The 13,536-nt window shown below is 68.3% G+C and carries 14 protein-coding genes and 1 tRNA gene; 12 read left to right on the top strand and 3 right to left on the bottom strand.

Features of this window, described 5'->3' with window-relative positions; translation table 11 throughout:
- Nucleotides 1-75: 75 nt before the first annotated feature.
- The gene (locus HD599_RS11800; protein WP_184237777.1) at nucleotides 76-333 is read right to left on the bottom strand and encodes a DUF6458 family protein; all 258 of its coding nucleotides are present in this window, start codon (nucleotides 331-333) and stop codon (nucleotides 76-78) included.
- Between the two features lie 99 nt (nucleotides 334-432).
- On the opposite strand from HD599_RS11800, the gene HD599_RS11795 reads away from it, so the two are divergent.
- The 4 genes from HD599_RS11795 to HD599_RS11780 all read left to right on the top strand — a co-directional run bounded on the left by HD599_RS11795 (nucleotide 433) and on the right by HD599_RS11780 (nucleotide 4,676).
- Nucleotides 433-1,482 (top strand): 3-isopropylmalate dehydrogenase, encoded by a 1,050-nt coding sequence (locus HD599_RS11795; RefSeq protein WP_184237775.1) that lies wholly within the window; start codon nucleotides 433-435, stop codon nucleotides 1,480-1,482.
- 82 nt (nucleotides 1,483-1,564) lie between these two features.
- A complete protein-coding gene (locus tag HD599_RS11790; RefSeq protein WP_246376704.1) occupies nucleotides 1,565-2,629 on the top strand; it encodes a branched-chain amino acid aminotransferase in 1,065 nt (354 codons plus the stop codon).
- Nucleotides 2,630-2,754: 125 nt separating this feature from the next.
- Nucleotides 2,755-3,987 (top strand): sensor histidine kinase, encoded by a 1,233-nt coding sequence (locus tag HD599_RS11785; RefSeq protein ID WP_184237771.1) that lies wholly within the window; start codon nucleotides 2,755-2,757, stop codon nucleotides 3,985-3,987.
- Nucleotides 3,984-4,676, top strand: a complete 693-nt coding sequence (locus tag HD599_RS11780) for a response regulator (protein ID WP_184237769.1) — start codon at nucleotides 3,984-3,986, stop codon at nucleotides 4,674-4,676. The genes HD599_RS11785 and HD599_RS11780 overlap by 4 nt, the downstream gene beginning before the upstream one ends.
- Here the strand turns inward: HD599_RS11780 and HD599_RS11775 are convergent.
- Nucleotides 4,673-5,677 carry an aldo/keto reductase family protein gene (locus HD599_RS11775; RefSeq protein WP_184237767.1) on the bottom strand — a complete coding sequence of 335 codons (1,005 nt, stop codon included), beginning with the start codon at nucleotides 5,675-5,677 and terminating at the stop codon, nucleotides 4,673-4,675. The two genes, HD599_RS11780 and HD599_RS11775, sit on opposite strands and share 4 nt — an antisense overlap.
- Nucleotides 5,678-5,800: 123 nt before the next feature.
- Here HD599_RS11775 and HD599_RS11770 point away from each other — a divergent pair, with 123 nt between their 5' ends.
- The 5 genes from HD599_RS11770 (at nucleotide 5,801) to HD599_RS11750 (ending at nucleotide 10,174) form a co-directional block, all read left to right on the top strand.
- Entirely contained in the window at nucleotides 5,801-6,559 is a 759-nt protein-coding gene (locus HD599_RS11770) for a fumarylacetoacetate hydrolase family protein (protein WP_184237765.1), read from the top strand.
- A complete protein-coding gene (locus HD599_RS11765; RefSeq protein ID WP_184237763.1) occupies nucleotides 6,556-7,770 on the top strand; it encodes an MFS transporter in 1,215 nt (404 codons plus the stop codon). The genes HD599_RS11770 and HD599_RS11765 overlap by 4 nt, the downstream gene beginning before the upstream one ends.
- 83 nt (nucleotides 7,771-7,853) lie before the next feature.
- Complete coding sequence (locus tag HD599_RS11760) at nucleotides 7,854-8,492, top strand: hypothetical protein (RefSeq protein ID WP_184237761.1); 639 nt, start codon at nucleotides 7,854-7,856, stop codon at nucleotides 8,490-8,492.
- A gap of 30 nt (nucleotides 8,493-8,522) precedes the next feature.
- Nucleotides 8,523-9,998, top strand: a complete 1,476-nt coding sequence (gene gltX, locus HD599_RS11755; RefSeq protein ID WP_184237759.1) for a glutamate--tRNA ligase — start codon at nucleotides 8,523-8,525, stop codon at nucleotides 9,996-9,998.
- A 104-nt stretch (nucleotides 9,999-10,102) separates the two neighbouring features.
- Nucleotides 10,103-10,174: transfer RNA gene (locus tag HD599_RS11750), tRNA-Gln, on the top strand.
- A gap of 368 nt (nucleotides 10,175-10,542) precedes the next feature.
- Here the strand turns inward: HD599_RS11750 and HD599_RS11745 are convergent.
- Nucleotides 10,543-11,415, bottom strand: coding sequence for a helix-turn-helix transcriptional regulator (locus HD599_RS11745; RefSeq protein ID WP_184237757.1), 873 nt, complete (start codon nucleotides 11,413-11,415; stop codon nucleotides 10,543-10,545).
- A gap of 161 nt (nucleotides 11,416-11,576) precedes the next feature.
- Between HD599_RS11745 and HD599_RS11740 the strand changes: the two genes are divergently transcribed.
- The 3 genes from HD599_RS11740 to HD599_RS11730 all read left to right on the top strand — a co-directional run bounded on the left by HD599_RS11740 (nucleotide 11,577) and on the right by HD599_RS11730 (nucleotide 13,509).
- On the top strand, nucleotides 11,577-12,323 hold the full coding sequence (locus tag HD599_RS11740) for a glucose 1-dehydrogenase (protein WP_184237755.1): 747 nt from the start codon (nucleotides 11,577-11,579) through the stop codon (nucleotides 12,321-12,323).
- A 41-nt stretch (nucleotides 12,324-12,364) separates the two neighbouring features.
- The gene (locus HD599_RS11735) at nucleotides 12,365-12,778 is read left to right on the top strand and encodes a VOC family protein (RefSeq protein WP_184237753.1); all 414 of its coding nucleotides are present in this window, start codon (nucleotides 12,365-12,367) and stop codon (nucleotides 12,776-12,778) included.
- A 134-nt stretch (nucleotides 12,779-12,912) separates the two neighbouring features.
- Nucleotides 12,913-13,509, top strand: a complete 597-nt coding sequence (locus HD599_RS11730; RefSeq protein WP_184237751.1) for a helix-turn-helix domain-containing protein — start codon at nucleotides 12,913-12,915, stop codon at nucleotides 13,507-13,509.
- Nucleotides 13,510-13,536 lie beyond the last annotated feature (27 nt).

The raw sequence follows: 13,536 nt of genomic DNA, 5'->3' as shown, positions 1-13,536 counted from the left end.
CGGTCGCTGAGCCTGTCGAAGCGCGCGTCATGGCGACGCTTCGACAAGCTCAGCGACCGGTGTCGCTGATGCTGCTTAGATCGTGTCGTTCGGCGTGCTGGTCGAACGCTGCTGCACGGCCTCGCCGCTGGCGGGGTCGACGGCCGAGCGCACTGTGGTGGTGGACTGGCGCTTACGCATCATCAGCACGAGGCCGAGGATGAAGATCAACACACCGGCACCCATCAGCAGGTAGCCGATGGTGCTCAGCTCGATCCAGTCCAGCTGCACGTTGACCGCGAAGGCCAGAATGGCGCCGATGACGAACAGGGCGATACCGCTTCCAATACTCATGCGCCAACCATACCGACTGGGCGGCTCAGCCGTGCCACCCGCCGATCGCTTGCTAACGCGGCATCCGCCCTGCTAGGCGCCGGGCAGTACGCTGGAGGAATGCCCTCAGCTCTCAATCTCGCAGTGATTCCCGGAGACGGAATCGGACCGGAAGTCATCGCCGAAGCCGTGAAGGTGCTGCAGGCGGCACTGCCCGCCGACGTGACGCTCACGACGACCGAGTTCCCGTTCGGGGCAGGGCACTTCCTCGAGACCGGCAGGATCCTCGACGACTCCGACCTCGACGAGCTGAAGAAGCACGACGCCATTCTGCTCGGTGCGGTCGGCGGCGACCCCCGCGACCCGCGCCTCAAGGGCGGCATCATCGAGCGCGGCCTGCTGCTCAAGCTGCGCTTCGCCCTCGACCACTACGTCAACCTGCGCCCGACCACGCTGTTCCCCAACGTCGAATCCCCGCTGGCGAACCCCGGCGACGTCGACTTCGTCGTCGTGCGCGAGGGCACCGAGGGGCCGTACGTCGGCAACGGCGGTGCGATCCGCGTCGGCACCCCCGCCGAGGTCGCGAACGAGGTCTCGGTCAACACGGCATTCGGTGTCGAACGCCTCGTGCGGTACGGATTCGCCGTCGCGGCATCCCGCCCTGCTAAAAAGCTGACGCTCGTGCACAAGACCAACGTGCTCGTGTTCGCCGGCTCGCTCTGGCAGCGCACGGTCGACCGGGTCGCCCTCGAGTTCCCCGACGTGGCCGTGGACTACCTGCACATCGACGCCGTGACTATATTCATGGTCACGAATCCGGGTAGATTTGACACCATCGTCACGGACAACCTCTTTGGCGACATCATCACCGATCTTGCTGCCGCCATTAGCGGCGGAATCGGACTGGCCGCCTCCGGCAACATCAACCCGGATGGTACGTTCCCCAGCATGTTCGAGCCGGTCCACGGATCCGCACCCGACATCGCCGGCCAGCAGAAAGCCGATCCCACCGCCGCGATCCTCTCCGTGGCACTGCTGCTCGATCACCTCGGGTCAGTGGATGCCGCGGCTCGCGTTTCCGCGGCCGTCTCCGCCGACCTCGCCGCCCGTGGTTCCGCCCCCAGGACCACCGCGCAGATCGGCGACGCCATCGCGGCCTCGCTCACCTAAGAATTAGAACAACGAACCGACAGGAACCGCCAGCATGATCAAGAACCTCCTCGCGCCAACCACCCTGCAGTTCCTACGCTCCATGAACCCCGAAGCCAAGTCGGAGATGGAGCGCATGGAGATCCTCGCCGACCCGGGCTTCGGCAAGCACTTCACCGACCACATGGTCGACATCTGCTGGTCGGCCCGTGGCAGCTGGCACCGCCCGCGCGTGCAGCCCTACGGCCCGATCTCGCTCGACCCCGCCGCCGCCGTGCTGCACTACGGCCAGGAAATCTTCGAGGGCATGAAGGCGTACCGCCACGAGGACGGCTCCATCTGGACCTTCCGCCCCGAGAAGAACGCCGAGCGCATGCAGCGCTCCGCCCGTCGCATGGCGCTTCCCGAACTGCCCACCGAGTACTTCATCGACTCGCTGAAAGAGATCATCAAGGCGGATGGCGCGTGGGTCCCCTCCGAGCCCGACACGAGCCTCTACATCCGTCCGTTTATGTTCGCGAAGGAGTCGTTCCTCGGCGTGCGTCCCGCGGAGAAGGTCAACTACTACGTCATCGCGAGCCCGGCCGGCCCGTACTTCGCGGGCGGCGGCGTCGTGCCGATCTCGATCTGGCTCTCGACCACCTACTCGCGCGCCGGCAAGGGCGGAACGGGTGCGGCGAAGACCGGCGGCAACTACGCCTCGTCGCTCGTGGCCCAGGCCGAGGCGTACGACAACGGCTGCGACCAGGTGCTGTTCCTCGACAGCGAAGAGAACAAGTACCTCGAAGAGCTCGGCGGCATGAACATCGTGCTGGTCTACAAGGACGGCACGCTCGTCACCCCGCACTCCGACTCGATCCTCGAGGGCATCACGCGCGACTCGATCCTGGAGCTCGCGGAGGACCGCGGCCTCAAGGTCGAGCGTCGTCGCGTGACGATCGACGAGTGGCGCGAGGGTGTGGCCTCGGGCGACATCGTCGAGGCCTTCGCCTGCGGTACCGCCGCGGTGGTCACGCCGATCGCCCTCGTGAAGAGCGCCGACTTCGAGATCGGCTCGGCCGACGCCCCCGCCGGCCCGCTCACCCTGTCGCTGCGCGAAGAGCTCACCGACATCCAGTACGGACGTCGCGAGGACGTGCACGGCTGGATGACGCGCCTCGACGCCTGAGCCGCTCAGGCGGATTGAGCCTGTCGAAATCCCTTCCGCGGGGGTGTCGACAGGCTCAACCCGCTGGTGACGAGATCACCCGAACGGCCGAGGCCCCGCCGCCACCCCGCGGATAGAGTCGGGTCATGCCGACGCTCCCGACCTCCGTCTCCGCGCTCTGGCGCCGTCCCCTCGTGCGTGACGCGCTGCGGGCCGCGGCCCTGCTCGCCGCGTGGCTGCTCGCGATCCTGCTCGCGCTGCGACTCGGCTGGTACCCGTTCCAGCTCGAGAGTTACATCTATCTCGGCGTCATCACCGCGCTCGCGCTGCTGCTCTGTCGGCGCTGGCCGCTCGTCGGACTCGTGCTGGTCGGCATCGCGTCGGTCTGGCCCGCCTGGTACTTCGACGTTCCCGAGCTGCGCATCGTGCCGCTCGTCGTCGCCGGTTTCATCGCCGCGGCGAGCGGGTTGCAGCTGCGGATCGCGGCCCCCGTCGTCGTGGTCTCGGTGGTCCTGACCGTCGTGCCCTCGTTCATGTGGGGCGTCGACTACACCGGCGAGACCGCCTGGGTACTCGAGACACTGGTCTACAGCGACCCCTCCACCCGCATCCTCGCGGGCCTCGTCGCCATCGGGGCCATGCTGCTCGGCGCGTCCGTGCACGCCCAGCGCCGCACCGTCGCGTCGCTGCGCGAGCGCAACGCGGAGCTCGAACGCCTGCGCGAGGCCGACGCCGCGCGCATCGTCGCCGAGGAGCGCACGGCCATCGCCCGCGACATCCACGACGTCGTCGCCCACCACATCAGCGCGATGGTGATCCGGGCGCAGGCCGCCGACCGGGTCGCCGACACCCGTCCCGAGGAGCTGCGCGACACGGTGCGCTGGATCGCCGGCACCGGGCAGGACGCGCTCGGCGCGATGCGCCAGGTGGTGCGCGTGCTGCGCTCGGACACGGGTGCACCCGCACTGATGGCGCCCGCCGACTTCGCCGCCGCGCTCGACGCGATCGTCGGCCGGGTGCGTGACACGGGGCTCGTCGTCGAGGTCGCGATCGACCCCGACCTGGACCTGACGACCCTGCAGCAGGCCGCGGTCGTGCGCATCGTGCAGGAAGGGCTCACCAACGTGATGCTGCACTCGGACGCGACGGCGGCGCGCATCGCGCTCGGCGCCCGCGACCGCTCGATCGAGCTGCGCATCGACGACGAGGGCTCCGAGGCGTCGGCGGTGTCGTCGAGCGGCGGCGGGTCCGGTATCCGGGGCATGCGCGAGCGGGCCGAGGCCGCGGGCGGCACCCTCGTCGCCGGGCGCCTCAACGGCCGCGGCTGGACCGTGCTCGTGCGGCTGCCCGAACCGAGCCGCGAACTGGTGCGCGCGTGACCGGCCCGATCCGCGTGCTCGTCGTCGACGACCAGCCGATGGTTCGCATGGGGCTGCGCATGATGCTCGACGCGGAGGCCGACATCGAGGTCGTCGACGAGGCGCGCGACGGAATCGACGCGGTCGAGAAGGCGGAACAGCACGGACCCGACGTGGTGCTGATGGACATCCGGATGCCGCGGCTCGACGGCGTGGAAGCGACGAGGCGCATCGTCGCCGCGGGCACCGCGAGGGCGGTCGTCGTCATCACCACGTTCGACGACGAGGAGTACCTGCTCGGCAGCGTGCGCGCGGGAGCATCGGGGTTCCTGCTCAAGGACGCGGGCGCCGACCTGCTCGCCGCCGCGGTGCGCACGGCGCTTCGCGGCGACACCCTGATCGACCCGGCGATGACCCGGTCCCTGCTCGAGCACCGGCTCGGCGCCGAGAGCCGCGCCGTCGACGCCGTGGTGCCCGCCGACCAGGCCGCGCTGCTCGCGACACTCACCGACCGCGAGCGGGAGGTACTCGAGGCGATCGCGCGAGGCCTGAGCAACGCGGCGATCGCCTCGGAGTTCTTCCTCAGCGCGGCGACGGTGAAAACGCACATCAGCGCCGTGCTGCAGAAGACGAAGACCGCGAGCCGGGTGCAGGCCGCGGTCTTCGCCTACGAGGTGGGTTTCGTGCGGCCGGGATGGCTGGGTGGCTAGCGCGACTTCGGCGAGCGACCCACGGTCAGCGACACGTCGGTCTCGGCGACATCCCCGATCGCCGCATCGATCGCGGCGAGAGTCTCGGGGCTGAGCGTCACGCCCGACGCCTTGACGTTGTCGGTGACCTGCTGCGGGCGGGAGGCGCCGATGATCGCGGACGCGACGTTGTCGTTCTGCAGCACCCAGGCCACGGCGAGCTGCGCCATCGACAGGCCGTTCTCTTCGGCGATGGGCTCGAGCTTCTGCACGCCGGTCAATACCTCGTCACGCAGCCAGTTGCTGATCATGTCGGCCCCGCCCGCGGCATCCGTCGCCCGGGAGCCGCTGGGCAGCTCGGCGCCCGGCTTGTACTTGCCCGTGAGCACGCCCTGTGCCACGGGCGACCAGACGATCTGCGAGATGCCGAGCTCGCGCGACGTGGGCACGACCTCGCCCTCGATGACGCGCCAGAGCGCCGAGTACTGCGGCTGGTTCGAGATGAGCTGGATGCCGAGCTCGGTGGCGAGCTTGTGTCCGGCACGCAGCTGCTCGGCCGACCACTCGGAGACGCCGATGTACAGCGCCTTGCCCTGGTGCACGGCCTGCGCGAACGCCTGCATCGTCTCCTCGAGCGGTGTCTCGTAGTCGTAGCGGTGTGCCTGGTAGAGGTCGACGTAGTCGGTTCCGAGGCGGATGAGCGAGGCGTCGATCGACTCGCGGATGTGCTTGCGGCTCAGGCCGGTGTCGTTCGGACCCTTCGGCCCGGTCGGGAAGTAGACCTTCGTGAAGATCTCCAGCGACTCGCGGCGCTGGCCCTTGAGGGCGTCGCCGAGCACCTGCTCCGCGACGGTGTTGGCGTAGGTGTCCGCCGTGTCGAACGTGGTGATTCCAGCATCGAGGGCGGCGTGCACGCACTGCGTCGCGACGTCGTTCTCCACCTGGGACCCGTGGGTCAGCCAGTTGCCGTACGTGATTTCCGAGACCTTGAGGCCGCTGTTTCCGAGATAGCGATGTTCCATGGGGCCCACGCTACGCCTGCCGGTGGTCCGAGCCTGTCGAAATCCCATGGGTTTCGACAAGCTCAACCCGATTCTGGTTTCGACAGGCTCGACCCGCCACAGCCCCCGACTAGGCTTGCACCCGTGAAAATCGCGCGCTTTAGCTCTGGTGGAGACCCCCGTTTCGGCATCGTCGACGGCGACGAACTCGTCGTCCTGACGGGCGACCCGATGTTCGTCGGCTTCGACACGACCGAGGAGCGTGTGCCGCTCTCCGACGTGCGGCTCCTCGCCCCCGTCATCCCTCGTTCGAAGGTTCTCAGCGTCGAGGGAAACTACCCGGCCGACCCCGACGAAGACACCGACGCCGCCCCGCTGATCTTCCTCAAGCCGAACACGACGGTCGTCGGACCGGGCGACCCGATCCTGCTGCCCGACGGCGTCGGCGCGGTCGCCCACGAGGGCGAGCTCGTCGTCGTGATCGGCCGCATCGCCAAGAAGGTCTCGGTCGAGAACGCCCTCGACCACGTCTTCGGCTACACGGTCGGCAACGACGTCACCGCCGTCGACCTGATGGCAGAGCCCGGCCAGGAGTCGCGGGCCAAGGGTTACGACACGTTCGCACCGGTCGGCCCGGTCATCGAGACCGAGCTCGACCCGCAGAACCTCACGATCACTACCCGCGTCGACGGCGAGACCCGTCTCTCGGGCTCGACCGGCGACAGCAAGAACACCGTCGCCGAACTGGTCGCCTTCGCCTCGGACATCTTCACGCTGCTGCCGGGCGACATCATCATGACCGGTTCGCCCGCCGGCGACGGCGCCATCACTGCCGGCCAGTTCGTCGAGATCGGAATCGGCGGCATCGGCACGCTCGGCAACCCCACGCGCGCACGGGCGTGACCACCCTCGACGAGTACCGCGCGGTCCAGCGGCGCTCCGTCGCGCTGCTGAGCATCGGACAGGTGCTCGGCGGCCTCGGCCTCGGGGCCACCCTGTCGCTCGGCGCGATCATCGCCGAGTCGCTCTCCGGTTCCCCGGCCTGGAGCGGCATGGCCGCGACCATGAGCACGCTCGGCGCCGCGGCGGCCGCGATCCCGCTCGCGCGTCTCGCGCGGAGCCGGGGTCGCCGGGTCGCCCTCGCGCTCGGTGCTCTTATCGCCACGGTCGGCGCGCTGCTCACCATCACGAGCGTGGTGGTCGAATCGTTCCCGCTGCTCTTGCTCGCGCTCGCGGGCCTCGGCAGCGGCACCGCGGTCGCCCTGCAGGCCCGGTTCGCCGCCACCGACCTCGCCTCGGCCGCGCACCGCGCACGCGACCTCTCGCTCGTCGTCTGGGCCACGTCGCTCGGCGCGGTCGTCGGCCCGAACCTCGTCGGCCCGGGGGAGCGCGTCGGCGAAGCGCTCGGCCTGCCGCCGCTCGCCGGCCCCTTCGTCTTCACCGTGGTCGCCCAGCTCGCCGCGGCGCTCGTCTACACGGTCGGCCTGCGGCCCGACCCGCTCCTGCTCCGACAGCGGTTGGATGCCGCGCCCGTGGCCGCGGCCGTGACACCGGCTGTCGCGCGCCCCCGTCGCGCCACCTTCGCGATCGCGGCCGTGGCCCTCAGCCACGCGGTCATGGTCTCCGTGATGTCGATGACGCCCGTGCACCTCAGCGGCCACGGCTCGTCGATCACCGTCGTCGGGCTGGTGATCAGCCTGCACATCGCCGGCATGTACGTGCTCTCGCCGGTGTTCGGCGCGCTCGCCGACCGCCTCGGGAGCATCCCCGTGATCCTCGGCGGGCAGGCGGTGCTCGTGGCGGCGCTGCTGACCGTCGCGCTCGGGGCCGAGAGCCACGTCGGGGTCACGGTCGGCCTCGTGCTGCTCGGGCTCGGCTGGAGCGCGGCCACCGTGGCGGGGTCGGCGCTGCTCGCCGAGTCGGTTCTGGCCGAGCGGCGCTCGGTCATGCAGGGGCGCTCCGACCTCGCGATGAACGCGGCGGGCGCGCTCGGCGGCGCTCTCGCGGGACCCGTTCTCACGCTGCTCGGGTACGCGGGCCTCGCCGTCGTCGCGCTCGCGATCGTAGCGGTCGTCCTCGGGCTCGCGGGGCGGTTGCGCGTCGTCGACGCCTGAGCCGCGACATCCGTGTTGCCTGTGAATAGCTCATATTCTCTCGGTGCCGGGCGTAGCGTCGAAGACCAAGGATGGAGGCAGCAATGACAACTCGCCAGTATTCAGCACTCCTCGTCGCGGCACTCGCGGCCATCACCATGGCCGGCTGCACGACCGCCGGGGACGACACCGAACCCACCGCCGAGCCGGCCGCGACCAGCGGCTGCACGCCCGAGACCGGGGCAATCAGTTGGGGCACTCTGAGCTACGGGGAGAACGTGCCCGTCGGCGTCCAGGTCGTCACCACCACCGGATCGACGACGCCGTCCGGTCCCGTCACGACCGTCGAGACGATCGCCGTGCCGACCGAGCCGCAGTTCGGCGGCGACGGCATCAACATGGTCTCGGACTTCGACAGCGACCTGCGCGACGAGTGGGAGAGCGTGCTGATCGAGGACGCGCGCACCACCGGGCAGGTCGGCGAGGACTTCGCGACCGACTTCGTGCTCGGAGAGCAGCAGTACGTGACGGCCGACCCGCCCGCCGACGGCACCTTCGTCACCGCCGTCGAGACCACGCCGCAGGTGATGCCGTTCACGATCGAGTGCGACGGCCAGGAGCCGTTCTCGGGCAGCGTCTCCGCGGTCACGCCGGGAGGCACCGCGAGCGTCCAGCTGTCGTGCGCCGCCGACAACAGCGAGGCGAGCGAGAACCAGCTGGCCGCCCTCGAGTACTGCCCGTAGGCCCGGGGGCCCGCGGTAGGATTGCTGCCGATGTCTGCCACTTTCTCCACCGCTGCCGGTGCCGATGTGCGCGTGCGATTCTGCCCGTCGCCCACCGGAACCCCCCATGTCGGTCTCATTCGCACAGCCCTCTTCAACTGGGCGTACGCCCGCCACACCGGCGGCAAACTGGTCTTCCGGATCGAAGACACGGATGCCGCCCGCGACAGCGAAGAGAGCTACCTCCAGCTGCTCGACGCGATGCGCTGGCTCGGGCTCACCTGGGACGAGGGAGTGGAGACCGGCGGGCCGCACGAGCCCTACCGCCAGTCGCAGCGCTCCGACATCTACCTCGGTGTCATCGAGCAGCTGAAGAACAGCGGCCACCTCTACGAGAGCTTCGCCACCGGCGAGGAGATCGAGGCGCGCAACATCGCCGCCGGCCGCGACCCCAAGCAGGGCTACGACAATTTCGAACGCGACCTCACCGCCGAGCAGATCGCCGCGTACAAGGCCGAGGGCCGCAGCCCGGCGCTGCGCCTGCGCGTGCCCGACACCGACCTCAGCTTCGACGACCTCGTGCGCGGCGAGATCACCTTCCCGGCCGGTTCGTTCACCGACTTCGTGGTCGTGCGCCCGAACGGTGCGCCGCTGTACACGTTTGTGAACCCCTTGGATGACGCCCTGATGGGTATCACGCACGTGTTGCGAGGCGAGGACCTGCTCTCCTCGACCCCGCGACAGATCGCGCTGTACACCGCGCTCATCGAGATCGGCGTGACGAAGTTCATTCCGCGCTTCGGCCACCTGCCCTACGTCATGGGCGAGAACAACAAGAAGCTCTCGAAGCGCGACCCCGAGTCGAACCTCTTCCACCACCGTGAGCGCGGGTTCGTGCCCGAGGGTCTCCTCAACTACCTGTCGCTGCTCGGCTGGTCGCTGTCGCACGACCGCGACGTGTTCACCAGCGACGAGATGGTCGCGGCGTTCGACGTCGCCGACGTCAACCCGAACCCGGCCCGCTTCGACCTCAAGAAGGCCGAGTCGATCAACGGCGACCACATCCGTCTGCTCACCGTCGAGGACCTCGCCTCGCGCATCGAGCCGTACCTCGGCAGCCTCGTGACCACCGACGGGGACCGCGCTCTGCTGCGGCAGGCCACGCCGTTGGTGCAGGAGCGTATGCAGCTGCTCGGTGAAGCGCCCGCCCTGCTCGGCTTCCTGTTCCTCAGCGACGGCGCGATCACGGTCGATGCCGACGCCATGCCGGGAGACGCCGGAGCCGCCGTGCTGGACGCCTCGATCACCGCCCTCGGCGCGGTCACCGACTGGAACCACGAGACCATCGAGGCCGCGCTGCGTGCCGCGCTCATCGAGGGACTCGGACTCAAGCCGCGTATCGCGTTCGGCCCGCTGCGCTCGGCCATCTCGGGCAAGCGCATCAGCCCGCCGCTGTTCGAGTCGATGGAACTGCTCGGCAAGGAGTCGTCGCTCGTCCGGCTGACGAACCTGCGCTCGCAGCTGTAGGCCCGGCTGCCCGCCCTGATTTCGGGCGGGCGCCGCGCTCGGTTTTTACTATCGCCGAGGATGGGCTAAAGTAGACCGTCGGCCCGAGCTTCGGTGAGGGACGGTGGGGTATGGTGTAATTGGCAACACGGAAGATTCTGATTCTTTTGTTCTTGGTTCGAGTCCAGGTACCCCAGCTGTGAATCCCCGCTCAGGCGGGGGTTTTTGCGTTAACCTAGGGTCGTGAAGCCGGCGACGCCGCTGATCACCCTTCGGAGTCGGTTGATGGCTCTGCTTCGAGCAGTGATCTCGTTTCGCGGTGTTCAGTGCCCCGGGTTTGCCATCTCAGCCGTTCCGCGATCCCGAAGTCGACCAAGGCTGCCCGTATCGCGGAGAATTTCGATATCTTCGGCTTCGGGCTGTCCGCCGACCAGCTGCCCGCGATTGTCGCCCTCGACACCGGTGTCCGTGGTGGCACGCCCGTCGAGGCAATCACCCGCGAGGCATTCGCCTTCGAAATCCCCGAGGCCGGATCCCGAGTGCACGCCAACTTAGGGCTGATCGATCAGGGCGTCGGAAGTGTATTCATCGCGCTGGCGAGGTCAGGTCGTACGGCGGTTGCGCGTGCGGAAGCGAGCAGAGCCAGTTTCTCGTCACTGTCAGATCGAGCGTCGGGATGGTAGACGACGAGCGTGAGTCCGTTCGTGCCGCCTATTGCCAACCGTTCCCGGTTGACGGTCAGGCCGCCGATTTCGGGGTGATCGATCCGTACCTCGGTTCCCCCGTAGAGCGTTATCACGTCGTGCCGTGCCCAGAGCTTCCGGAAGCGATCGCTGCCGAGGGACAGTTCGCCGGTCAGTTCGATGAATCGCGGGTCGTCGATGTCGGTTCCGACGGCTTGTCGGAGGCTCGCGACCAGGCATTCCGTGAGTGCCGGCCAGTCGGGATGCGCGGTCTGAGTTCCGGGGTCGAGGAACAAATCGCGCAATTGGTTCCGCCCGACCGTCAGGGCCGGATCGAGCGACTGGGCGAGGTGGTTCGAGGCGAGGATGTCGAAGTAGCGTCCCTCGATGAATGCCGGCTGTGTCAGCGAGTGCAGCAGCTTTGAAACGCCGTCGGGGACGGTTTCGGGCTGAGGGCGACGCCTGTTGCGGCGCGGCACGGGCGCCCCGAGAGCGAGAAGATGCGCGCGGTGGTCGTCATCGAGGCCGAGCACGCGGGCGATGGATTCGAGCACTTGCACCGACGGGTTCCGGTCCTTGCCCTGTTCGAGGCGGAGGTAGTAGTCGGCGCTGATACCGGCGAGCATGGCGACCTCTTCGCGGCGCAAACCCGGCACGCGGCGCACACCCTCATCGCTGATGCCCGCCTGCTCGGCGGTCACAGCGTCGCGCCGCGCACGGAGATACGCGCCCAACGTGTTGATCTTCTCGGCCATGGTCCGAGCCTAGGCGAGGGGCGGAGAACGAGAGGGGGTCCTGTCATCCCCTAGGGCAAGGGGAACCCTCGCTGGGTGGTGCGGTCGGTCGTACCGTTTGACGAGCCGGACGGATCCATCGTGTTCCTCCGGTGTCAACGCCGAAATACGTAAGGATCAACGTGCACAAGCTCGAGGGAAAAACCGCCGTCATCACGGGCGGAAGCAGCGGCATCGGACTAGCGACGGCGAAAGAGTTCGTCGCCGAGGGCGCGCGCGTGATTATCACCGGCCGCCGACAGCCGGAGCTCGATGCGGCGCAGCGGGAGATGGGCGAGAACGCGATCGCCGTGCGGGGAGACACCGGCAGCATGTCAGATCTCGACCGGCTCGTCGCGGTAGTCGCCGCCGACTTCGGCCGCATCGACATCTTCTTCGCCAACGCGGGAGTGAACGCGCTGGCACCGTTCGGCGAGGTGGCCGAGGATGCGTTCGACCGACTATTCGCGATCAACGTCAAGGGCACCTTCTTCTCCGCCCAGAAGATGCTCCCGCTGATCACCAACGGTGGATCGATCATCCTGACCGGGTCGACAGCGGGCAGCAGAGCCATGGATGGTCACGCCGTCTACGCCGGAACCAAAGGCGCGATCCGCTCGTTCGCCCGTAACTGGGCGATGGATCTCAAGCACCGGGGTATCCGGGTGAACGTGCTCACCCCCGGCCCGACGCGCACCTCGATGCCGCACACCCTGGGACTCACGGCACAACAACTCGCCGAACTCGACGACGCCGTGGCCGACATGATCCCCCTCGGCCGGTGGGGAAGGCCCGACGACCTCGCGAAAGCGGCACTGTTCCTCGCCTCCGACGACAGCAGCTTCGTCACCGGCACCGAACTCGTCGTCGACGGCGGCATCACCGCCTGACGAACCCGACCTACACCTCCCCAAAAAGCCCGGAGAAACCTATGACTCGCGTACTTCGCCTCCACCACGTCGCCATCGTCGTCCAAGACCTCGAAGCCAGCACCGCGTGGTACTCCGAACACTTCGGATTTGTTCACCAGTACGACTATTCGCTCCCCGGCTCCCGGGCGACGATGCTCGTGCACGGGGAAGCGCGGATCGAACTGATCCAGGCAGAAGGATCCACGCCCATCACGCCCCAACGACAGGATGTCGGAACAACGCTCAGAAGCGGGGGAGTCAACCATCTGGCACTGGGCACTGACGACTTAGAGGCGACGATCGCACTTCTCGAAGCCGCCGGGGTCGAGATCGTCATCCGTCCGGCCGACGTGCCGAACGACTCCGGCGACCGGTTCGCGTTCATCCGCGACAACGAGCGAATGCTCGTCGAGCTGCTCCAGCCCGCGGTCTAGCGATCACCCGCGGGGCCATCGCTGTCGTCTCACCCGACCCCGGGCGTCCCGGCTCACGAGCGATCAGGCGGTGGGCGCCGAAGACCAAGTTCGCGGCACACTGTTCGACGGCCTTCTAGCCGCCCTCGGGGTAGATGATGGTGTTGGCCGAACTGCTCCGGGATGCGTTGCCGGCACTGGTGCACATCCCAGCATCAGGTCCCGCGCCCTCGAGGTCCAGCGGGCTGGTGAAGCGCCTGTTCGAGGAAGCTTCTGGCACGCGCCTCGGATCGGGCTTTGCCATCCGGCAGAACGCCCAACTACTCCTCCTCGAGGCCTTGCGGTCGTACCTCGAGCGGGAGCAGCCTGCCGTCGGCTGGCTGCGTGTCCTTGCCGACCAAAGTCTCGCACCGGCCCTCCGCCTGATGCACGCGGAACCGGGCCGGCCGTGGGGGCTCGTGGAACTCGCTTCGACTGCTGGCATGTCGCGCACGGTGTACTCTGAGCGCTTTCGCCGCGCGGCCGACGAGCCACCGTTGGCGTACTTGTCGCCGTGGCGAATGGTGCTTGCCCAGCACGCGCTGCGGGATCCCGACGCGCGGATCGGCGCCCTGGCGGCGCAACTCGGATACGGATTGGATAGCGCGTTCAGTGACGCGTTCAAACGGATCGTCGGAGAGTCACCCACGCACTATCGGCAACACGCGGGGCGAGCCGCACCGAGTCGTCAGCTCCGGCACTTCGTGCATTGACAGGCAAGCTTTCACTTGCCTATCGTG

Origin of the sequence: Conyzicola lurida (genome assembly GCF_014204935.1) — a bacterium.
GTDB classification, from domain to species: Bacteria; Actinomycetota; Actinomycetes; order Actinomycetales; family Microbacteriaceae; genus Conyzicola; species Conyzicola lurida.
The sequence above is the reverse complement of the archived record's forward strand: the minus strand, read 5'-3'. Positions and strand labels throughout refer to the sequence as shown.